Origin of the sequence: Croceibacterium segetis (genome assembly GCF_011320115.1) — a bacterium.
In the GTDB taxonomy this organism is placed as follows: domain Bacteria; phylum Pseudomonadota; class Alphaproteobacteria; order Sphingomonadales; family Sphingomonadaceae; genus Croceibacterium_B; species Croceibacterium_B segetis.
The window spans coordinates 72,776-93,297 of record NZ_JAANOZ010000006.1 but is presented as its reverse complement, the minus strand read 5'-3'; the positions used below and the strand labels follow the sequence as shown (position 1 = coordinate 93,297).

Annotated in this window: 16 protein-coding genes; 5 read left to right on the top strand and 11 right to left on the bottom strand. The window is 67.2% G+C overall.

Annotation, left to right across the window (positions count from 1 at the left end; genetic code table 11):
- Nucleotides 1–2: 2 nt before the first annotated feature.
- A complete protein-coding gene (locus G7B69_RS08810) occupies nucleotides 3–389 on the top strand; it encodes an acyl-CoA thioesterase (protein ID WP_166178561.1) in 387 nt (128 codons plus the stop codon).
- Here G7B69_RS08810 and G7B69_RS08805 read toward each other — a convergent pair.
- Together G7B69_RS08805 and ald are read right to left on the bottom strand one after the other, a co-directional pair.
- The gene (locus tag G7B69_RS08805; protein ID WP_207785984.1) at nucleotides 386–2,125 is read right to left on the bottom strand and encodes a sensor domain-containing diguanylate cyclase; all 1,740 of its coding nucleotides are present in this window, start codon (nucleotides 2,123–2,125) and stop codon (nucleotides 386–388) included. The two genes, G7B69_RS08810 and G7B69_RS08805, sit on opposite strands and share 4 nt — an antisense overlap.
- A gap of 84 nt (nucleotides 2,126–2,209) precedes the next feature.
- Nucleotides 2,210–3,325 (bottom strand): alanine dehydrogenase, encoded by a 1,116-nt coding sequence (gene ald / locus G7B69_RS08800; RefSeq protein ID WP_166178306.1) that lies wholly within the window; start codon nucleotides 3,323–3,325, stop codon nucleotides 2,210–2,212.
- A gap of 204 nt (nucleotides 3,326–3,529) precedes the next feature.
- Here ald and G7B69_RS08795 point away from each other — a divergent pair, with 204 nt between their 5' ends.
- Complete coding sequence (locus G7B69_RS08795; RefSeq protein WP_166178304.1) at nucleotides 3,530–4,834, top strand: hypothetical protein; 1,305 nt, start codon at nucleotides 3,530–3,532, stop codon at nucleotides 4,832–4,834.
- 48 nt (nucleotides 4,835–4,882) lie between these two features.
- The gene (locus tag G7B69_RS08790) at nucleotides 4,883–5,935 is read left to right on the top strand and encodes a substrate-binding domain-containing protein (protein ID WP_166178302.1); all 1,053 of its coding nucleotides are present in this window, start codon (nucleotides 4,883–4,885) and stop codon (nucleotides 5,933–5,935) included.
- A gap of 54 nt (nucleotides 5,936–5,989) precedes the next feature.
- Here G7B69_RS08790 and G7B69_RS08785 read toward each other — a convergent pair whose 3' ends face one another.
- The 3 genes from G7B69_RS08785 to G7B69_RS08775 all read right to left on the bottom strand — a co-directional run bounded on the left by G7B69_RS08785 (nucleotide 5,990) and on the right by G7B69_RS08775 (nucleotide 8,522).
- On the bottom strand, nucleotides 5,990–7,240 hold the full coding sequence (locus tag G7B69_RS08785; RefSeq protein WP_166178300.1) for an SGNH/GDSL hydrolase family protein: 1,251 nt from the start codon (nucleotides 7,238–7,240) through the stop codon (nucleotides 5,990–5,992).
- 97 nt (nucleotides 7,241–7,337) lie between these two features.
- On the bottom strand, nucleotides 7,338–7,952 hold the full coding sequence (locus G7B69_RS08780) for a hypothetical protein (protein ID WP_166178298.1): 615 nt from the start codon (nucleotides 7,950–7,952) through the stop codon (nucleotides 7,338–7,340).
- A 75-nt stretch (nucleotides 7,953–8,027) separates the two neighbouring features.
- Nucleotides 8,028–8,522, bottom strand: a complete 495-nt coding sequence (locus G7B69_RS08775; protein WP_166178296.1) for a MarR family winged helix-turn-helix transcriptional regulator — start codon at nucleotides 8,520–8,522, stop codon at nucleotides 8,028–8,030.
- 119 nt (nucleotides 8,523–8,641) lie between these two features.
- Here G7B69_RS08775 and G7B69_RS08770 point away from each other — a divergent pair, with 119 nt between their 5' ends.
- The gene (locus tag G7B69_RS08770; protein ID WP_166178294.1) at nucleotides 8,642–11,077 is read left to right on the top strand and encodes a TonB-dependent receptor; all 2,436 of its coding nucleotides are present in this window, start codon (nucleotides 8,642–8,644) and stop codon (nucleotides 11,075–11,077) included.
- Nucleotides 11,078–11,152: 75 nt separating this feature from the next.
- Complete coding sequence (locus G7B69_RS08765; RefSeq protein ID WP_166178292.1) at nucleotides 11,153–12,772, top strand: M28 family peptidase; 1,620 nt, start codon at nucleotides 11,153–11,155, stop codon at nucleotides 12,770–12,772.
- Between the two features lie 9 nt (nucleotides 12,773–12,781).
- Here G7B69_RS08765 and G7B69_RS08760 read toward each other — a convergent pair whose 3' ends face one another.
- From G7B69_RS08760 to G7B69_RS08740, 6 genes are all read right to left on the bottom strand, one after another.
- The gene (locus G7B69_RS08760) at nucleotides 12,782–14,023 is read right to left on the bottom strand and encodes a SulP family inorganic anion transporter (protein ID WP_166178289.1); all 1,242 of its coding nucleotides are present in this window, start codon (nucleotides 14,021–14,023) and stop codon (nucleotides 12,782–12,784) included.
- A gap of 98 nt (nucleotides 14,024–14,121) precedes the next feature.
- Nucleotides 14,122–15,132: a glycosyltransferase family 4 protein gene (locus G7B69_RS08755; RefSeq protein ID WP_166178287.1), complete on the bottom strand. Its 1,011-nt coding sequence runs from the start codon at nucleotides 15,130–15,132 to the stop codon at nucleotides 14,122–14,124.
- Nucleotides 15,132–16,730, bottom strand: a complete 1,599-nt coding sequence (locus G7B69_RS08750) for an alpha-amylase family glycosyl hydrolase (RefSeq protein ID WP_166178285.1) — start codon at nucleotides 16,728–16,730, stop codon at nucleotides 15,132–15,134. The genes G7B69_RS08755 and G7B69_RS08750 overlap by 1 nt, the downstream gene beginning before the upstream one ends.
- Before the next feature lie 42 nt (nucleotides 16,731–16,772).
- Nucleotides 16,773–17,180: a VOC family protein gene (locus G7B69_RS16705; protein WP_207785983.1), complete on the bottom strand. Its 408-nt coding sequence runs from the start codon at nucleotides 17,178–17,180 to the stop codon at nucleotides 16,773–16,775.
- Nucleotides 17,177–18,130 carry a hypothetical protein gene (locus G7B69_RS16700; protein ID WP_207785982.1) on the bottom strand — a complete coding sequence of 318 codons (954 nt, stop codon included), beginning with the start codon at nucleotides 18,128–18,130 and terminating at the stop codon, nucleotides 17,177–17,179. Before G7B69_RS16700 ends, G7B69_RS16705 begins: the two co-directional genes overlap by 4 nt.
- Nucleotides 18,130–20,454: a DNA translocase FtsK gene (locus tag G7B69_RS08740; RefSeq protein ID WP_166178281.1), complete on the bottom strand. Its 2,325-nt coding sequence runs from the start codon at nucleotides 20,452–20,454 to the stop codon at nucleotides 18,130–18,132. The genes G7B69_RS16700 and G7B69_RS08740 overlap by 1 nt, the downstream gene beginning before the upstream one ends.
- Nucleotides 20,455–20,522: the final 68 nt, after the last annotated feature.

Genomic DNA, 20,522 nt, shown 5'->3' with positions numbered 1-20,522 from the left:
CCATGACCTTCACCGCGCTGCCCGAGCACATCGACATCTACGGGCACGTCAACAACGCGGTGTGGGTGCGCTGGATGGAGGACGTCGCCACGGCGCACTGGAACCTCATCGCCCCGCCCGAGCACCGGGACGCCTACGCCTGGTTCGTCACGCGCCACGAGATCGATTACCGCGGCAATATCCGCGAAGGCGAAAGCTGCGAGGCGACGACCGAGATCGGCAAGGCCCCCAGCGGCGCACGGTTCGAGCGACGAACGAGCTTTCGCGGGCCTGACGGCAAGGTGCTGGTCAGCGCGGTCACCAGCTGGGCGATGATCGATCGCCAGACCGGGCGTATCATGCGCGTTCCGCGCGAAGTGGCCGCCCAGTTCCTGGCTGAAGGCGCTTAAGCCGCCGCCTTGCGCCGTTCGGCGCGGCGCGGGACGAAAGTCTTGAGCCGTTCGCTCAGCGTGCGGTTGCGGCCGGCCTGCTTGGCTTCGTAGAGCAACTGGTCGGCGCGTTGGTAGAGCTCGTGCAGCCCGGCATTCGGCATCGCGCTGGCCGGGACCTCGACCAGCCCCATGCTCGCGGTGACCAGCGCTTCGAGCCCATCTACCTCCTCGGCAATGCGCGCGCTGAGCGCCCGCCGGCGGTTCTCGGCGCGCTGGACGGCGTCGCGTCCGCGCAGCAGGAGCAGGAATTCCTCTCCGCCCATGCGGAAGGCGAGCGTGTCGGCATCCTGGGCGAGCACTTTCGCAACCGCCTTGAGCACCCGGTCCCCGATGGCATGGCCGTGGGTGTCGTTGACGCGCTTGAAGTGATCGAGGTCGATCACCGCCAGAGTGGTGTATCCTTCGGCTCGCAGCATGGCGAAGCGGTCCTGCAGCGCGCGGCGGTTGAGCAATCCGGTGAGCGGATCGCGTTCCGACAAGCGCTCGAGCACTTGCGCCTCGGTCTGCGCGCGGTCGCGCTCGTCCTTGATCGCCATGAACCGATCGGCCACGCCGAGCGTGGTCGCGAGCACCTCGATCACGCAGCCGGTATAGAACAGCATCATCGCATCGTCCGACGCCAATGCTGGAACCAGGCCGCTGACGAGGCGAATCAGGCCAACGCCGATCATCGGCGCCCACCCGATCGCCTGGTAGCGCGCCGCCCGGCTTCCGCGCCTGAGCGCATCGACAAGCACCCACAGGAAAACAACCAGAACTGGAACGTATGCCCAATAGTAGAGCTCGGACTGCACCGGCCGCAGCACAAACGGAAACGTAGCATGCAAGCCGCTGGCCAGGACTGCCCAGCCGGCGGCGAGGGGGAGCGCACGGCGCAGCCACGGGTGGAGCTTGCTCTCTTCGATGAAACTGCGGGCGAACATCCCGGCGGCGGCGACCGACAGGCCGAAGAGCCAGGTGTTCATTGCGCTCATCGCCATGACCGGCAGGTGGCCCGCATAGAACGACAGGCCCGAGCTGACGAGGATCGTCAGCAGGAGCGACAACGCGAGCGCCGAGTGCCAGACCACGAACGGCTCGCGCAGGATCCGATAGAACGCCGCATTGAAGATCAGCGGCATCAGCAACATGCCGCACAAACCCGCGAGGATGAGCAGCAGGCGCCGTCCCGCCAGGAGGTCATGCGCGCGGCTAGGAACGAGTTGCGCCTGCTCGAGGGCCATGCGGTGGGTCGGCATGTCGAACGCGACGATCACCGCGCGCGCGGGCTTGCTCGCAACCGGCAAGGGAACCCTCATGTAGCCCCCCCTTCGCGACGCCTGCAACTCGCTGGGGGCGAAACGCTCGCGGTGCATTCCGCCGACGGTATCGACCACCAGCACGTCGATCGCGCTCACCGCGGCGCGGCGGGTCTCGAAATAGCGCGGCTGTTCCGTGCCGGGGCGCAGGTCGAAGCGAACATACACGCGCGCAGGAGCGATCGGGTGGGTTGCCTCGCCACAAGTCCAACGCGCCGAAGCGGTAACGGAATCGAGAGCCTCGCCCGGCGTGCCGTCAGCGAAGCAACGGACATACTGCACACCGTATTCACCGCCGGAAGGCCCCGCCGGGCGCGCCTGCGTCGCCGGCGCGCACAGCAGGGCGATCGCGGCAAGCAGCCATGCCAGCCAGGTCGAGACGGATTTCGCGGGCATCCTCAATGCCCTTAATCGGCAAGCGTTTAGCCGCCGTTAAACGACGGCTATCCAAGGTTAGGCAGGAATCCCGTCTTACGAAAGCTACGCAAGCGCCTCATCCAGCGGCAAGACATCGTAGCCGAGCTCTGCGGCAACCGCCGGATAGGTCACGCGCCCGGCATGGACATTGAGCCCCTGCGCGAGGTGCGGATCGGTCCGCATCGCCTCCTTCCAACCGAGCTCCGCGATTCGCAGCGCGTGCGGCAGGGTGACGTTGTTGAGGGCGTATGTGCTGGTGCGGCTGACCGCGCCGGGCATGTTGGCGACACAATAGTGGACGATTCCGTCGACCACGAAAGTGGGCTCGTCGTGCGTCGTCGGATGGCTGGTTTCGAAGCATCCGCCCTGGTCGATCGCCACGTCGACCAATACCGCGCCGGGCTTCATACATTTGAGCATGTCGCGGGTGACCAGCTTGGGCGCGGCGGCGCCGGGAATGAGCACGGCCCCGATGATCAGGTCCGCCTCGCAGACCGCTTCCTCGAGATTCGCGTGGTTCGAGAAGCGCGTCTTGGCGCGTGCTTCGAAATGGGTGCCGACTTTCTCGAGAACCTCCGGGCTGCGGTCCATGATGGTCACGTCGGCGCCGAGGCCGGCGGCCATCTGCGCGGCGTTGAAGCCAACCACGCCGCCGCCGATCACGATCACCTTGCCGGGCATGACTCCCGGCACCCCGCCGAGCAGCACGCCGCGTCCGCCGTGCGCCTTCTCCAGCGCGGTGGCGCCGGCCTGGATGCTCATCCGCCCGGCGACCTGGCTCATCGGCTTGAGCAACGGCAACGTCCCGCCTTCACCGGTGACCGTCTCGTAGGCGATCGCGGTGACACCCGACTTGACGAGGTCGGCGGTCTGCTCGGGATCGGGAGCAAGGTGGAGGTAAGTGTAGAGGATCTGCCCTTCGCGCAGCATCGCTCGCTCGTTCGGTTGCGGTTCCTTGACCTTCACGATCATCTCGCACTCGGCGAAGAGGATCTCAGGGTCGGGATGGATCTGCGCGCCGGCCGCGCGATATTCGGAGTCGCTGGCGCCGATGCCGAGCCCGGCCTCGGTCTCGACCCACACCTCATGCCCGTGCTTGACCAGCTCCTTGGCGCTCTCCGGCGTCAGGCCGACACGGTACTCGCGGTTCTTGATTTCCTTGGGACAGCCGATGCGCATGGGTGAGCCTCCTGGTTGCGAGGGCCGTTACAAGTGCAACCGGTTTCAGGCAATGGCCGAGCGACCTCCCTCGCCGGGCGTCGCCAGCCACTGGGACTATCCACAAGTTTCCCGAGCTGCCGTTTGTGCTGTCATGCAGCCGTAACAATGCGGCCATAACGCGGCAAGGCAACGGACACAGGGTCTCGGGGAAACAGTATGAGAATGACTTCGCGTATTTCGGTCCTGGCGATGGCGGCCGCCTGCGGCTGGGCAGTCCCGGCGCAAGCGCAGGACTCCAACGGTTCGGCGATTCAACAGCAGCTCGACGCCATGCGCCAGCAGATGGCGCAGATGGCGGGCCAGATCGCTACCTTGCAGGCCGAACTGGACCAGGCGCAGGCCAAGGCTGCCTCCGCCCAAGCCGCCGCCGGCACCGCCACGCAGGCGGCGCTGGCCGCCAGCGATGCCGCGAAGGCCGCCACCGATACCGCCAAGGCCACCGGCGACAAGGCCGGCGCCTTTGCCAGCGCGGCAAAATGGGCGGCCGACACCAAGGTTTCGGGTCGGATGTACTTCAATCTCAGCTCGGTCAGGGCCGACGATGCCGCGGGAAACACTGTCGAGAACGACGGCGGTTTCCAGGTCACCCGCATGTATCTCGGCGTCGATCACAAGTTCAGCGACGTCTTCTCAGGTAATGTCACGATGGACGTTTCGCGGGTCGACAACGCCGGCAAGAACGTCGGCATGGGCTTCTATCTCAAGAAGGCCTACCTCGAAGCCAAGCTCAACCCAGCACTGAGATTTCGCCTGGGGTCTGCCGACATGCCTTGGATCCCCTATGTCGAAGGCATCTACGGTTACCGCCATATCGAGAAGCTGATCACCGACCTCGACGGATTCGGCACGTCGGCCGACTGGGGCGTTCACGCGCTCGGGGACATTGCCGGCGGACTGATCAGCTACCAGGTCTCGGCGGTCGACGGCGGCGGTTATCGCGATCCGAAGTTCACCCAGGCTGTGGACGTCGAAGGTCGCGTTTCGCTCAAGTATCACGGCTTCAACGCCGCGGTGGGCGGCTACACCGGCAAGCTCGGCAACGACGTGCAGGGGGCACCTGCCTACCGCACCGCCAGTCGCTTCAACGCGATGCTGGCCTACAAGGACAAGGTCGCCGGCGTCCCCGTCACGATCGGTGGCGAATACTTCACTGCGTCGAATTGGAAGGTCCTCGCGGCCGCGCCGGAGGATCGGGCCAAGGGTTATTCGCTGTTCGCTTCGGTGGCGCCGCTGGCCAAGTGGAGCGCCTTCGGGCGTTACGACTGGATCAAACCCAACGAGAAGACCGCGCCGCTCAAGCAGGACGACCTGTGGATTCTCGGCCTGCAGTACAGCCCGGTCGAAATCGTCGACCTGGCGCTCGTCTACAAGCGCGACGACGCCGACGGCGGGCTGAAGATCGGCAATCTCGGAACCGGCCAGGCGACACGCGATGAAATCGGCCTCTACGGCCAGTTCCGCTTCTGATCCGCCACAAGTGACCAAACCCCAATTCACCTCACAAGGGATCACCCGATGAAACTCTCTCAGTCATTCGCCTTCGCTTCTTTGTCGGTTCTCGCTCTCGCTGCGTGCGGCAGCAATTCCGGCGGCGGCACGGGCGGCACCCGCGATTCGATCCGCGCGGTCGGCTCGTCGACCGTCTATCCGTTCGCCAAGGCGGTGTCCGAGGCGTTCGCGCGCGACAACCCGCAGTTCAAGTCGCCGCTGATCGAGTCGACCGGCACCGGCGGCGGGTTCAAGCTGTTCTGCGCCGGCGCCGGGGCCGACAGCCCGGACATCTCCGACGCCAGCCGGCGGATGAAGAAGAGCGAATTCGACACCTGCCAGGCGAACGGCGTCAAGGACGTCGTCGAGATCCAGGTCGGGCTCGACGGTATCGCCTTCGCCACCGCCAAGGGCGGGCTGACGATGAACCTCTCGCCGGAGACGATCTACAAGGCGCTCGCCGCGCATCCGTTCGGCAAGGACCAGACCGCCAAGACCTGGCATGACGTCGACCCCTCGCTGCCGGCCACGCCGATCCTGGTCTACGGCCCGCCGTCGACCTCGGGCACGCGCGACGCGCTGAAAGAGCTGATCATGGAGAAGGGCTGCGACAGCGACGCTGGCATGAAGGCGCTCAAGGACAGCAACAAGGACCGGCACGACCAGACCTGCACCGAGATCCGCTCCGACGGCGCCTATGTCGATTCGGGCGAGGAGGACAACCTCATCGTCCAGAAGATCGAGGCCAATCCCAAGGCCATCGGCATCTTCGGTTACTCGTACCTCGAAGCCAACCAGGACCGGCTGCAGGGGCTGACGATCAACAAGGTCGTGCCGACCTACGAGAACATCTCCTCGTTCAAATACCCGGGCGCGCGGCCGCTGTTCATCTACGTCAAGAAGGCCCACGTCGACGCCATCCCCGGCCTCAAGGAATTCGTCGCCGAGTGGACCAAGATGTGGGCCAAGGACGGCCCGCTGGCCAAGGTCGGCCTCGTCGCCGCCCCCGACGACGTGCTCGCCAAGAGCAAGGCGGCCGCCGACAACATGACTCCCCTGAGCGGCGACGAGCTCAAGTAAGCACGCCACCCCTCAAGCCGGCGGCGCGGACCCGCGTCCGCGCCGCCGCCTCTTCTATTTGAACAACTTCAGGTCGATCGAATCCCCCGCTGCCTTCAGGCCGGCGTCGCTGCCGTGCAGGTGGTCGCCCATATGATAGCCTTCGCGGTACTGCCGCGGGTCGGCGGGATCGGCGAACGCAGTATCGAGACGGATCACGCCGTCGAAGGCGCCGCCGTTGACGATCCAGTCGTTGATCTTCTGCCGCGCGGCCTCGCCTTCCTCCGACCAGTAACCCGCACCCTTGTACGGCCCGATCGGGCTGCCGATCACCTTGATGCCCCTTTCGTGCGCGCGGGCGATCAGCTGCTTGTAGCCGGCGATCATCTGCTCGACCGTGATCGGCGGCTGGTCCAGCGTCAACCCGCCCGGGCCGCCGCCGCCGGGCGGCGTGCGCTGCGGGCCGAAGCGGTTGCCGATGTCGTTCACCCCCTCGAACACGAGCATGTACTTCACGTTGGGCAGGCTGAGCACGTCCTCGTCGAAGCGCGACAGGGCGCTTTCGCCCATCCCCGGGCTGAGCACGCGGTTGCCGCTGATCGCCTCATTGGCGACTGCCCATTCCTTGCCGGCAGCCTGCAGCCGGTCGGCGAGGATATCGGGCCAGCGGCGGTTCTTGCCCGGAGTCGAGCCGACCCCGTCGGTGATCGAGTCCCCGTAAGCGACGATCGTCCCGAGCGCGTCGGGCGAATCCACCTCGACGCCCGAGAGGAAGGCGCGGAACTGCTTCTTGTCGGCCGGGGTGAAAGCCTTGCCGACGAAATTGCCGGGCGGCGAAACGAGCAGGTCGTCCTGCCCGGTGAGGTGGCAGGTGCACGCACCCGTAGCTTCGGGCAGGTACATCTCCACCTTGAGCCGTGCGAGGTCGGGCAGTTTCACCGCGACCGCGTCGCTCTTGAACGGCGCGCCGCGCGGGATCACCGCGCCCGCTTCGCCGCCGAAAGTCAGCATGCGGCTGGTGCCGGGCACTTCGTTGTTGGCGTCGTCGATCTGCACCACCCGCGCGGCGCCGATGGTCAGCGGATGCGGGCCGTAACGGTTGGAGAACACAACCCGGACCTTGTCGCCGCCTTCGGTGATGCGGAGAATCTGGGCGATGGTGACGTTGTTGTAATCGGCCGCCGCGAACGGCCCTGTGGTGCCGAGCGGCGCATGCGGCGCGGCCGTCCAGCTGGCTACCCACTTCGCATTCGCGGGAGCGGCGAGTGCCAGCACGGCGCCGGTCAGCAGCACTGCGGCGGCGCGGGTCTTGATGATGAAATACACGCGGTGTCCCCCTCCGATTTTCTTTCAAAGGCCGCGCGATTCGGCGGCTTCGGCCGTCAGGGCTGGCACGTTTGCGGCCCTGTAGGAAAGCGAAATCTTAGCGCTTGTACACCCAATACTCCGGCCCCCAGCGCTGCTCGAGATCGGCAAGGCATTCCTTGTGAATCTCGCGCACCCGCGCGGCGGTCATGTACTCGGCCGGGTCGATCTCCTCGATCTTGAGCGTCGACTTGTCCTCGTAGAGGTGCTCGCCCTTGAGCAAGGCGTTCTCGTCGTACGGCCAGATGAACGCCTGCAGCGAATGGACGAGGTAGAGCCCGTCGTCCTTCAGCCCGGCGTGACCGACCTTGGCCAGCTCGACCCCGGTGCTCATCTGATGGAACCACATCTCGTCGGCGATGCCCCAGTCGGCCACCGCGACGAGGTCGCCCGAGTTCCACAGCACGATCTCGCCGATGCTCGAATAGAAGTCGTAGACCCCCTGGCGGCCTTTCACCTGGAACGGCGTGGCGCCCCAGGTGATGTGATAGACCGGATCGTCGGCCATCATGTCGGGCGCGGTGATTTCCTCGAACATCGAGGCGCCTTCGAGGTGCACGTGGCGGCAGTAGTTCTTGAGGATCGCCCGGTGGAGCGGGTTCTCGGTCCGCTCGAGCAGATCGAGCGTCGGGTCCATGCAGTGGTAGACTTCGGCTTCGTACTTGCTGGCCATCGCGCGGCTCTCCCTTCGCCGGCGACAATGCCATGCGCGAAGAGCGGCGGCTAGGGGCCGCCTGAGCGAGCGCCGTCAGAGGTGGATCTTGCCGAGCAGGCGGCGAAGCTCGGCGGTTTCGGCCTCGGTGAGCGCGCCGGTCAGCGCGGTGTCGGCTTCGAGGACCAGCGCCCGCAGCCGGGCGAGCTCGGCTTCTCCGTGCTCGGTGAGATAGATGCCGAACGAGCGCCGGTCGGCCTTGTCGGCCCGCCGCTGGACGCAGCCGCGGTCTTCCCAGAAATCGATGCTCAGCGTCGCGGCCGAGCGCGACAGGCCGAGCGCGTTGCCGAGCTGGATCTGCTGGAGCCCGGGGTTGCAGCCGATCAGCTCGAGCATCGAGAAGCGCTGCGGGGTGATCCCGTCGTCGCCGATGGCGCGCATCAGCAGGCCGTAGCCGAGGATCCACACCAGCTTGACCGAGAACCCGGTGCGCTGCGCCAGCAGGCCGTAGTCGATCGCGGCCTCGGTCAGCTTGGGCACCCGGTGGCGCAAGTCGTCGAGGGGAGTCCTGATGTCCGCGGGAATGTCCACGCACCTAGAATGCCGCTTGCCGCGGACGTTTGCAACGGCAAGTTGTTATTGCAAGTAGCAGTTACCGGCAGTAACAAAGCCCCACGGCTCCGAAGAGGGCGTCCGATGGGAGGATTCCAATGACCTTGCGCACCGCCGATTCCCGGCACCGCTTTCTTGCCGGCGCTGCGGCGACGAGCTTTGCGACGGCGCTGCTGGCAGCCGCCAGCCCGGCCGCGGCGCAGGTGAGCGACGATACGGCGGCGGCCAACTCGCCAGACGCGGCCGCCCAGCCGGCCGCGGAAGACGCGCAGGGCAACGCCATCGTCGTGACCGCCCGGCGGCGCGAGGAGACGCTGCAGAAGACCCCGGTCGCCATTTCCGCCTTCAGCGCCGAGACGCTCGAGAACCGGCAGATCGTGCAGACCCAGGACCTCGAGCGGATCACCCCGAGCCTGCAGTTCAAGCCGGCGGGGCAGCTTTCGGGCAACAGCGCTTCATCGGTGGTGTTCATCCGCGGCGTCGGCCAGCTCGACCCGACAGCGGCCGTCGACCCCGGCGTCGGCATCTACATCGACGAGGTCTACGTCGGCCGCGCGGTGGGGGGAACCATCGACTTCGGCGACATCGCCGGCGTCGAGGTCCTGCGCGGGCCGCAGGGAACGCTGTTCGGCCGCAATACCATCGGCGGCGCGATCCTGGTGCGCACGCGCGAACCGGAGCTTGGCGTGCTTTCCGGCAAGGTCCGGGCCCGCGTGGGCGACGACAATCTCTACGAAGGCTTCGCCGCGCTCAACGTGCCGCTCGGCGAAACCGCGGCGATGCGGATCTCGGGCGGCTTCCGCAAGCGCGACGGTTATGTCCGGCGGGCGTTCGACGGGCTCGATCTCGGCAACGACAACAGCAAGACGCTCAACGGCGCGCTGCGCTGGGAAGCGACGCCGGGCCTGACCATTTCGCTGCGCGCCGATTATACCGACCGCAAGGAGCACGGCGCGCCGTTCGTGTTCGCCGGGATCAACGAGAACGCGCCGGTGCCGGCGATCGTCAGCGTCGCCGCCGGCTGCCCCGGCGCACACATCCCGTTCGCCCCGGTCGCGCCGGGCGATCCGCGCTTCGGCGCGCCGTTCGTGCCGCAGATCGACAATCCGCGCTGCGCCAACGACTTCCAGGCCAAGGGCAAGTTCGTCAACGGCGGCACCGCGGCGGTGATGAGCCGCTCGAGAGTCTGGGGTACCTCCGGCACCGCCACGCTGGAGGTGACCGACAGCCTCAAGCTCAAGAGCATCACCGCCTACCGATCGACCAAGTCGCGCGGCATCCGCGACGCCGACAACACGCCGTTCCTGATCATCACCACCGACGTCGGCGGCCATTCGGACCAGTTCAGCGAAGAGCTGCAACTGCAATACGATCACGGCCCGGTGAGCGGTATTCTCGGCGCCTACTACTTCGACGAGGATACCTTCGAACGGGCAACCGTGCCGCTGTCGTTCCCGCCTTCGCCTCCGGTAATCACTTCGATTCTCGCCGGTGGCCCGGGTACGCGCGACTTGCAGTTGTCGAACCTGGAAACCCGCTCGCTTGCCGGCTTCGGTGAGCTTTCGGTCGAGGTTGCCGATGGGCTCGAGCTGACCGGCGGCTTGCGTTACACCGAAGACCGCAAGACCTACCAGGGGACGGTGCTCAACCTGTTCCCGGCGACCTTGCCCGATCCCGATCCGCTGCCGACCAAGGCCATCCCCGACGGCGGACCGCTGTACATCTATCCCACGCCCAACCGGCACACCTTCTCGGCGCTGACCGGTTCGGCGAGCGTCGCCTACGAGTTCACCTCGTGGCTCAACACCTATGTGTCGTATGCGCGCAGCTTCAAGTCGGGCGGGTTCAACACGCGCTACAACGCCCCTCCGCCCGGGTTCGTGCCGGTGCCGTTCTCCGACGAGACGGTCGACAGCTACGAAGCGGGCGCCAAGATCGGCCTTTCCCACTTCAGCCTGAACCTCGCCGCGTTCCAGGCCAATTACGACAATATCCAGCTGGTCTTCCGGCAGGGCGTGGTGCCGCTGCTGTTCAACGCCGGCAAGGCCCGTATTCGCGGGTTCGAGGCGGAAGCGAGCTATCATCCACTCGGCGGGCTCTCGCTCGACGCGGGGATGAGCATTCTCGACGACCAGATCAAGTCGATCACCCCGGTGCCCGGCGCCACCGCCACCGTTGCCCCCGGCGACGACTTGCCGCTGACGCCGTCGTTCCAGGGCAACTTCGCCATCGGTTACGAAATTCCGGTCGGCAGCCGCTACACGGTGACGCCGCGCTTCGAAGGCAGCTACACTTCGCACGTGACCTTCATCACCGGCAGCGTCCCGGAGATCGAGCAGAAAGGCTATTTCGTCGCCAACGGCTCGATCGAGCTGGCGATCGACGACCGGTGGAAGATCCAGGCCGGCGTGATCAACCTGTTCGACAAGCACTACCTGATCCAGGGCAACGCCTCGCTGGGGACGTTGGGCTACGCCGAGAAGATCTACGCCCGGCCGCGCAACTGGTACCTGCAGCTCAGCGCCGGTTTCTGACCGGCACACCGCCCCCTTGGCGCAGCCGTGGATTCGTGTCACCACGACGCAAGAAGATTAGCCAAGGGGGTTACAATGCAACACAGGGTTCTCGCCACGGCGGCGGGCGCGCTGGTGCTGGCGGCGCTGCCGCTGTATTCGGCCTGCGCTGACGCCACCGACGCGCAGATTGCCGCGATCGTCGACGAGGGCCTGAGCCACAGTCAGGCGATGAAGAACGCCTCCGAGCTGATGGACGGGATCGGCCCGCGCCTGACCAATTCGGAGAACTTCGACCGGGCGGCCGACTGGGCGTTGGCCAAGTTCAGGAGCTACGGCCTGACTGGCGCGCACCGCGAATCCTATCCTTTCGGCGTCAACTGGAACCTCGATTCCTGGGACGCCCGCATGGTCGAGCCGCGGGTGAAGTTGATGACCGCGATTCCCGTGGCCTGGTCGCCGCCGACGAACGGGACGATCAGCGCGCCGGTGATCCTCGCGCCGATGAGCAAGAAGGAGCACTTCGACAAGTGGCGCGGCAAGCTCGCCGGCAAGATCGTCATGGTCACCTTGCCGGGCGAGGCGAGCCAGTCGGACAAGCCGCAGTTCCGCCGCTACGAGAACAAGGACATCGCCGACCTCGACAAATACGAGCTGCCGGACGACGAGCTCGAGCCGTACAAGGATTTCGCCAGGACCCGCTCGTTCGAGCTCGAACTGTCGCGCTTCGTCCAGCAGGAAGGCGCGGTGGCGATGGTCCGCAAGAGCTATCGCGAGAACGGCCTGGTTACCGGCGAGGGCTACCAGATCGACCCGAATAACCGGCTGGCGCTGCCGTACATGGAGCTGTCGAGCGAAGACTATCGCCGGCTGGCGCGGCTCGAGACCGCGGGCAGGCCGCCGGTTATCCGGCTGGCGATCGCCGCCCACACCAACGATGCCGACACCACCGCCGACTACCTGATCGCCGACATTCCCGGCACCGACCCGAAGGCCGGCTACGTCATGGCCGGCGGGCACTTCGACAGCTGGATCGCCGCCGACGGGGCGACCGACGACGGCGTGCCGAGCGTGATCGTGATCGAGGCGGCGCGGATCATCCAGAGCCTGGGCGTGAAGCCGAAGCGGACGATCCGTTTCGCGCTGTGGTCGGGCGAGGAGCAGGGCATCCTCGGCTCGATCGCCTACGTCGAGAAGCACTTGGGCACCCGGCCGACCGACAAGTCGCTCTACGGCCTCGACCGGCTGGCCAAATGGGCGACGCAATTCCCGATCGCCAAGGGCCCCGAGTACGACCAGCTCAAGGCCTACTTCAACCTCGACAACGGTGCCGGGAAGATCCGTGGGATCTACGCCGAGAACAACGTGGCCGCCGAGCCGCTGCTGAAGAAATGGCTGAGCCCATTCGACAGCATGGGCGCCGGCGCGGTCGTCATGGGCCGCACCACCGGCACCGATCACGAATACATGCAGGCGATCGGCCTGCCGGGCTTCGAGTTCATCCAGGACCCGCTCGACTACGGTACGCGCGTGCACCACTCGAGCATCGACACGCTCGACCACGCCCCGCCCGACGACGTGCGCCAGGCGGCCACGATCCTCGCGGCGATGCTGTGGCAGGCGGCGAACGACGACAAGGTCCTGCCGCGCCCGCCGCTGCCGACGGAGCCGAGCAAGAGCAATCCGTTCAAGGTCGCCGACCCGGACAAGGAGTAGGACGCGCCGCTAGGCCGCCGCGACCTTTCGCCGCTCCCACGCCTGCATGGCCAGCCCGAGCGCGGTGCCGGTGCCGATGGCCACGGTCAGGTCGACCAGAACGGTCATCGCGGCGGTCAGGAACAGCAGCGCCAGTTCCCAGCGGGGCATCGCCAGGCGTTCGCGCCAGCGGTGCGGTTCGGACATGTTCCAGGCGGTGATCACCAGCAGGCCGGCGAGCGCGGGCAGCGCCAATGCTCCCGCCAGCGGGGCGAGCAGCGCGATCGCCGCGAGGATCAGCAGGGCATGGACGATACCCGCCACCGGCGTGCGCCCGCCCGCGTCGACGTTGGTGGCGGTACGAGCGATCGCGCCGGTCGCCGGCAGGCCGCCGAACAACGGCGAGGCGATATTGGCGGCGCCTTGAGCGAGCAGCTCGGCGCTGGTCCGATGGGCGCTGCCGATCATCCGGTCGGCGACCAGCGCGGAAAGCAGCGATTCAATGGCGGCGAGCAGGGCGATGGTCACCGCCGCCGGCGCCATGTCGATGACGAGCGGCCACGACACGGGCGGCAGGTGCGGCCACGGCAGGCCGTGCGGAAGCGTGCCGAAGCGGCTGGCTACCGTCGCCACCGAGGGGAGGGCGAGGGCGAAGGCGCTGGCGATCAGCACGACGGCCGCTCGCGCGCGGAATTGCGGGGCGAAGCGGCGCACGAGCGCGATTCCGATAATGGTAGCGAGGCCGAGCAGCAAAGAGGTCCAGTCGAGAGTGCCGCGCCCGGCCCACAGGCCTTCCATCTTGGGCACGAAATCGGCCGGCAGAGCCCCGCTCGTCAGACCGGCGAGGTCCTTCAGCTGGCTCGTGGCGATGACGATCGCGATGCCGATGGTGAAGCCCTCGATGACCGCCTCCGGGATCAGCCGAATCAGCCTTCCGGCGCCCACCAGCCCGCCGACGACGAGGATCGCGCCCGCCATCAGCGTCGCCAGTTGCAGGCCGGCCATGCCGTGCTTGGCGATGATCGCATAGACCACGACGATGAAAGCGCCCGTCGGCCCGCCGATCTGCACCCGGCTGCCGCCGAGCGCCGAGATCAGGAAGCCGCCGACGACCGCGGTGATCAGCCCCGCCGCCGGCGGCGCGCCCGAAGCGATGGCGATGGCGATGCTGAGCGGCAGCGCGACCAGCGCCACCGTCGCGCCGGCGATGGCGTCGTGGACGAACTGCCCCCGGTCGTAGGTCTCGAGCGTGGTGAGGAGCTTGGGCTTCATGGCGGTTCGCGTGGGCCTGTTGCACGGTCGCCCGTGCACTTGCGCTTGGGGATTCTCCTAGGTGCTCCCGCCCGAGGACCGGCCGGGTAGGGGCAATGTCAAACGCCGAGGACCCGCTTGTAAAGGGCAAAGTACTCGTCGGCCATGCGCTCGACGGTGAAGCGCCGCTCGACGGCGCGGCGGCATGCCTGGCGGTCGATCTCGTCCAGCCGCCCGATCGCCGCCACCGCTTCGTCGAAGTCGTCGACCAGGAACCCGGTGACGCCGTGGTCGATCAGCTCGGGCATCGAGCCCCGGCGGTAGGCGATGACCGGGGTCCCGCAGGCCATCGCCTCGACCACCGACAGCCCGAACGGTTCGTCGAAGTGGATCAGGTGGAGCAGGCCCCTGGCATGGCCGAGCGCGCGCAGGCGTTCGTCGCCGCCGACAACGCCGCGGTAGTCGACCGCCTTGCCGTCGATGAACGGCGCGACCTCGCGCTGATGATAGCCCTCGTCCTGCACGAGGCCGCACATGATGAGCCGATGCCCGGTGGCCTGCGCCGCGCGGATGGCTTCGCCCGCGCCCTTGTCCGGATGGATGCGGCCGAAGAACAGCAGGTCGTCGCTGCCCTCGGCGTCGAACGGAAACGTCTCAACCTCGATACCGTGATGGATTGTCGCCGCATAGCTGAGTGACGGCGCGCGGTCGGCGTCGCTGATCGCGACGTAGTGCTGGCGGTCGTTGTAGCGCTCGAAAGCCGGCAGGATGCGCGGGCTGGAAAACCCGTGAATGGTGGTGACCATCGGCGTTTCGACCAGGCGCGAGAACACGAGCGGGATGAAGTCGGCCTGGTTGTGCAGGAGGTCGAACTCCCCCGCCCGCTCGAAGAAGTGGGCGACGTGGAGCGCCTCCCACACTTTGGCGTCGAGGCTCGGATCCTCGGAATACGCGCGCGGGGCGACGCCATCGAGCTTGCCCGCGGTGAGCGAATCGAGGGTAGCGAAGAGGGTGACATCGACGCCGCGCGCGACCAGCGCCTCGGCCAGCAGGCTGGTGACCAGCTCCCATGGGCCGTAGGCGCGCGGCGGCGTGCGCCACGAGATCGAGCTGAGCATCGCGACCCGCATCAGGCGAGCCTCACGATCAGGCCCTCGTTGCCGCGCAGCTCGTTCGCCTCGCCGGGAAGGGTCGAGAGAAGCCGCTCGGCGCCGTGCGCGAGCTCGGGCAGCGCAACCGCCGCGTCGCCGAGATTGAGCGCGACCAGCAGCCGCGAATCCCCCGCGCGGCGCTCGTAGGCGAGCAGGGTGCCGTCGCCGGCTACCGGCGCGTAGTCGCCGACCGCCAACGCCGGTTCCTGCCGCCGCAGCCGCAGCAGAGCGCGCGTCAGGTTCAGCATCGAGCCGGCGTCCTGTTCCTCCATGGCGACGTTGCGACCTGGCCAGTCGCCGTGCAGCGGCAGCCACGGCTCGGCGCGGCTGAAGCCGGCATTGGGCGAGGAGTCCCACGCCATCGGCGTCCGGCTCGGATCGCGGCCGAGGCCGATGCCCGGCTGGCGCTTCTCGCGCGGGTCCTGCACCTTGTCGGCGGGAATCTCGACCTGCCCGATTCCCAGCTCGTCGCCCTGGTAGAGCGTCGGGGTGCCGCGCAGGGTCAGCAGCATCATCATCGCCACCCGCGCCTGCGCCTCGCCGACGCGCGCCGCGATCCGCGCCGCGTCGTGGCTGCCGAGCACCCAGTTGGGCCAGCCCCACTCGGGCAGCGAGGCTTCGTAGTCGGCTATCAGGCCGGCGATCGTGCGTGCGTCCCACGGGTTCTCGATGAGAGAGAAATTGAACGGCAGATGCACTTCCGGCCTCTCCGGGGTGCCGTACCACCGCGCGAGCCTGTCGAAAGGCAGGAATATTTCACCGATCAGCACACGCTCTCGTTCGGACATGGCGCCGTAGCTATCGGCGATCGCGCGCATCTCGGCGGCGATGGCGTGGGCTTCGGGCTGGTCGGTCGAGTTGGCCTGCAGCACGCGGTCGCGTTCGTTCATCCCCGGGTGCCACTCCGGGTTGAGCGGATTGTCCGGCAGCCCCTCCGCTTTGACGATGTGCCACAGCACGTCGATCCGAAAGCCGTCGACGCCGCGATCGAGCCAGAAGCGCAAGACGTCGAGCATCGCCGCCTTGAGCTGCGGGTTGCGCCAGTTGAGGTCCGGCTGCTGCGGCAGGAAGGCGTGGAGGTAATACTGCCCCGTCGCCTCGTCCCACTCCCATGCCGAGCCGCCGAAATCGCTGATCCAGTTGTTCGGCGGCCCGCCGTCTGGCGCAGGGTCGCGCCAGATGTACCAGTCGCGCTTCGGGTTATCGCGAGAGGAGCGGCTTTCGACGAACCACGGGTGCCGGTCCGAAGAGTGGTTGGGCACGAAGTCGAGCAGCAGCTTGAGTCCCCGTTCGTGTGCCGCTGCCAGCAGCCGGTCGAAGTCCTCCAGAGTGCCGAACAAAGGCTCGATGCCCCGGTAATCGGCCACGTCGTAACCGAAGTCGGCCATCGGCGAGGGGAAGATCGGCGAGAGCCAGATCGCGTCCACGCCGAGCGAGGCGATGTAGTCCAGCCGGCTCTCGATCCCCGCGAGATCGCCGACGCCGTCGCCGCTCGAATCCTGGAACGAGCGCGGATATATCTGGTAGACGACCCCGCGCTCCCACCACGGGTGCTGCTTGTCAGAATGTCCGCCCATCGCCGCTCAGAATGCGCAGGGTGCCCTGTTGGGTCCCGCCAACTATGTCTTGCTCGCGGCCTCGCGCTCTTCCGAGCCGAAGTCGTAAAACACGCGAAGCACGTTGCCGTCGAGGTCGCGGGCGGAGAACTCGTGAAGCTTCCACGGCTTGGCTTCGGGCGGTGCGTCGATCGTCGCGCCGGCGGCGGACCAGCGCGCGTGAAGGCCGTCGACTTCGGCGCGGCTCGAAAGGTTGAGCCACACCACGACCGGCCCGGAATCGGCGTGGCCGTTGGTGGCGCGGTAAGCGGCCGAACTCATGAAGACTCGGCTCTCCCCTTGCGACAAGCCCGCAAGGCCCAGCCCATCGTCTCCCCAATCGACGACGAAGCCGAGGCAGTCGCGATAATAAGCCAGCGCCGATCCGAGCTCGGCGACCGGGATCTCTGGCACGGCCGGCGGGAAGGTCACAACGGATTCCCGGCGCGCCCGCGAGGGGTGCCGAGCCGCCCGCGACCGAGATAGCCGTTCTTGCGCATCAGGTACCGCAATGAGGGCTCGAAGCTGCCGAACGTGATTTCCTTGCCCTTGGGGCAATTGTCGTTCTTGTCGTATTCGACCGAGCAGTCCTCCGGCAGCCAGTCCGACGGCTTCGCCAGGGCGACGGCGGTGCGGATGCCTTGCTCCGGCTTGCCGAGGATGGCCATGCCGTAGGCATAGGCGGCGCATGCCCCGTTGGGGATCGGGTTATCTTGCGGGTGGCGGCAGGACCTGAGTGCCTTATCCGTAAAATTGCGGTAGATTCTCGCAAAGCCAGGCTTACGCGAAACATCGACCGGATGGCCGTGGCGCACGTTATAGAAGCGCGGAACGTGCCAACTGCCGGCATAACCGTCGAACTCGTACAGCAGGCTCCCGTCCATCCAACGAATATCGGCGACTCGGTCCCCGTCGATGTCCTTTGGAAACTCGGTCATCGCTATGCCGTCTGCCAGCGGCAACGAGTCCACGACTACGCGTCCTCGAACGACGCTGGCCATCTGCACCGTATGACAGCAATGGGCGCCGTCCGTGTAGCCTGCGATGAAGACTGTAGGTCGCGCATCGCTTGGGCGCAGCTTGCCAATTCCAACTCCGAGCCCGTCTCGAGCAACGCGGGGCAATCCGTTGGGCAAGGTGAAGGGACGCATCCCAGCGAACTTTACCGTTACCTTCCCGGCGCTCGTGGGCCCGCTGTCAGCAAGGTCCCACTTGCTCGGCATGGCAACGGCAACGCTGACGCCGTCCTCGTACAGATGGATTGTCCTGGGCCTCGCCGTCGTGCCCATATCTTTCCACGTGCCAGCGCTCGCAGTCGTTGCCGAAGCCAGCATCAGGAGCGCGACGGGCAGGCTCAACGCCAACTGCGGCGCCGTGTCCATCACAGCGGATTGCCGTCGCGATCGCGGTAGATCTCGCGCCGGCCGACGTGGTTGGCCGGGCCGACCAGCCCGTCTTCCTCCATCCGCTCGATCCATTTGGCGGCGGTGTTGTAGCCGACGCCCATCTGGCGCTGGAGCCACGAGCCGCTGGCCTTCTGGTTCTCGATGACGATCTGGATCGCCTGGCGGTACTTGCGTTCCTCGGGGTTGTCGCTCGCGGTGAACTCGTCGTCGAAGCCGAAGCCGCCGTCCTCGGGCTCCTCGGTGACCGAATCGACGTAGTCGGGCGCGCCCTGGCCGCGCCAGTGCTCGGCGACGCGCTCGACCTCCTCGTCGCTGACGAACGGGCCGTGGACGCGGACCAGCGCGCCGGTGCTCGGCTTGTAAAGCATGTCGCCCTTGCCGAGCAGCTGCTCGGCGCCCTGCTCGCCGAGGATCGTGCGGCTGTCGATGCGGCTGGTGACGTTGAAGCTGATGCGGGTCGGCAGGTTGGCCTTGATCACCCCGGTGATGACGTCGACCGAGGGGCGCTGGGTGGCCATGATCAGGTGGATTCCGGCGGCGCGGCTCTTCTGGCTGAGGCGCTGGATCAGCACCTCGATCTCCTTGCCGACGGTGACCATCAGGTCGGCCAGCTCGTCGACGATCAGGACGATCTGCGGCAGCGGCTCGAAATCGAGCTGCTCTTCCTCGTAGATCTCGTCGCCGCTCTCGGGATCGAACCCGGCCTGGACCCGGCGGCCCAAGGGCTTGCCCTTGGCGATCGCCGCCTTGATGCGCTCGTTGAAGCCGCCGATGTTGCGCGCGCCGATATCGCTCATCATGCGGTAGCGCTTCTCCATCTCCTCGACCGCCCACTTGAGCGCGCGGACCGCCTTGTGCGGCTCGGTGACCACCGGCGAGAGCAGGTGCGGGATGTCGTCGTAGCTCTTGAGCTCGAGGATCTTGGGATCGACGAGGATCAACCGGCATTCGTTGGGCGTGAAGCGGTAAAGCAGCGAGAGCAGGATGGCGTTGAGGCCGACCGACTTGCCCGAGCCGGTGGTGCCGGCGACGAGCAAGTGCGGCATCGCCGCGAGGTCGGCGACGATCGGCTCGCCGGCGATATCCTTGCCGAGGATGATCGGCAGCGTGCTCTTGCTGTCCTGGAACGCTTCGCTGGCGGCAAGCTCCTTGAAGCTGACGGTGACGCGGTGGGCGTTGGGCAATTCGATGCCCATCACCGTCTTGCCCGGAATCGAAGAGACGCGCGCGCTGATCGCGCTCATGTTGCGGGCGATGTCTTCGGCGAGGCCGATCACCCGGCTGGCCTTGATGCCCGGCGCGGGCTCAAGCTCGTACATCGTCACCACCGGGCCGGTGCGCACCGCGGTGATCTCGCCTTTGACGTTAAAATCGTCCAGCACCGTCTCGAGCAGGCGAGCGTTGCGCTCGAGGGCGAGCTTGTCGAGCTTGGGCCCCTTGTCGACCGGCACGTCGGCCAGCAGGTCGAGGCTCGGCAACTGATAGGTCTCGAACAGGTCCTTCTGCTTGGCTTTGCCGGTGAGCTTGGCGGGCGCAGGTGGACGCGTCGGGTCGGTGATCTCGGGCGGCTTGCGGTTGGCCAGCTCGACCTCGGGCTCCGGCCGCGGCTCACGCACGCGCTTTTCGCGGGCGGGCTTGAACGGGTTTTCCTGCCGCGGCAGCGCAGGCAGGCGGCGAAGGGCTTGCGGCAGGGTCAGGAGCTGTGCCCAGTCGAACGCGAACACCCGCCCGACCAGTGCCGCGCCGCCCGCCAGGCAAACCAGGCCGAGGCCGCCGATCGTCCACGCTTGGGCGGCTTCAGGCAAACGGTGCGCGAACGCGGTGATCGCCTTGGCACCGAGCAGCCCGGCGAGGCCGCCGAAGCTCGCCGGCAAGCTGCCCCCTTGCGCGTCGAACAGGAGACCTAGCACCGTGCACAGCAGCGCCGTGCCGAGCAGCAACATCGCCACCGTGCGCCACCAGCGGCGCCCGTGCGGCGTCTCCTCGTCCTCGGCGTCGCGCCACAGCTTGCGCGCGAAGGCATAGAGCAGCGGCAGCAGCAGCAGCGCGCCGACGCCGAAGCCGAGCAGCGCCATGTCGGCCGCCCACGCGCCCGGGTAGCCCATCCAGTTGAGCGGCGGCCCGCTCGCGGCGGTCGAGAACGAAGGGTCGGTCTGGTGATAGGAAACCAGCGCGAGGAACAGGAATCCGCAGGCGAAATAGAGCATGACCGCGCCGGTGAGCTGCAACGCGCGCGCCGCCGAACGGCGAAACGCCGCGCGCCAGTCGGCCGGCTCTGCCCTCGGTGCCCGTGTCGCCATCGGTGATCCCTTCGCGCGCCATTGTCGCCCCCGGCGGACTCGGCGTCAAGAATCACCTTTTGTTTCGG

Excerpts from the sequence above, each read along its gene's own strand:
- G7B69_RS08810 (WP_166178561.1), top strand. The coding sequence starts at position 3 with ATGACCTTCACCGCGCTGCCCGAGCACATCGACATCTACGGGCACGTC.
- G7B69_RS08805 (WP_207785984.1), bottom strand. The coding sequence starts at position 2,125 with ATGCCCGCGAAATCCGTCTCGACCTGGCTGGCATGGCTGCTTGCCGCG.
- ald (WP_166178306.1), bottom strand. The coding sequence starts at position 3,325 with ATGCGCATCGGCTGTCCCAAGGAAATCAAGAACCGCGAGTACCGTGTC.
- G7B69_RS08795 (WP_166178304.1), top strand. The coding sequence starts at position 3,530 with ATGACTTCGCGTATTTCGGTCCTGGCGATGGCGGCCGCCTGCGGCTGG.
- G7B69_RS08790 (WP_166178302.1), top strand. The coding sequence starts at position 4,883 with ATGAAACTCTCTCAGTCATTCGCCTTCGCTTCTTTGTCGGTTCTCGCT.
- G7B69_RS08780 (WP_166178298.1), bottom strand. The coding sequence starts at position 7,952 with ATGGCCAGCAAGTACGAAGCCGAAGTCTACCACTGCATGGACCCGACG.
- G7B69_RS08770 (WP_166178294.1), top strand. The coding sequence starts at position 8,642 with ATGACCTTGCGCACCGCCGATTCCCGGCACCGCTTTCTTGCCGGCGCT.
- G7B69_RS08765 (WP_166178292.1), top strand. The coding sequence starts at position 11,153 with ATGCAACACAGGGTTCTCGCCACGGCGGCGGGCGCGCTGGTGCTGGCG.
- G7B69_RS08760 (WP_166178289.1), bottom strand. The coding sequence starts at position 14,023 with ATGAAGCCCAAGCTCCTCACCACGCTCGAGACCTACGACCGGGGGCAG.
- G7B69_RS08755 (WP_166178287.1), bottom strand. The coding sequence starts at position 15,132 with ATGCGGGTCGCGATGCTCAGCTCGATCTCGTGGCGCACGCCGCCGCGC.
- G7B69_RS08750 (WP_166178285.1), bottom strand. The coding sequence starts at position 16,730 with ATGGGCGGACATTCTGACAAGCAGCACCCGTGGTGGGAGCGCGGGGTC.
- G7B69_RS16700 (WP_207785982.1), bottom strand. The coding sequence starts at position 18,130 with ATGGACACGGCGCCGCAGTTGGCGTTGAGCCTGCCCGTCGCGCTCCTG.
- G7B69_RS08740 (WP_166178281.1), bottom strand. The coding sequence starts at position 20,454 with ATGGCGACACGGGCACCGAGGGCAGAGCCGGCCGACTGGCGCGCGGCG.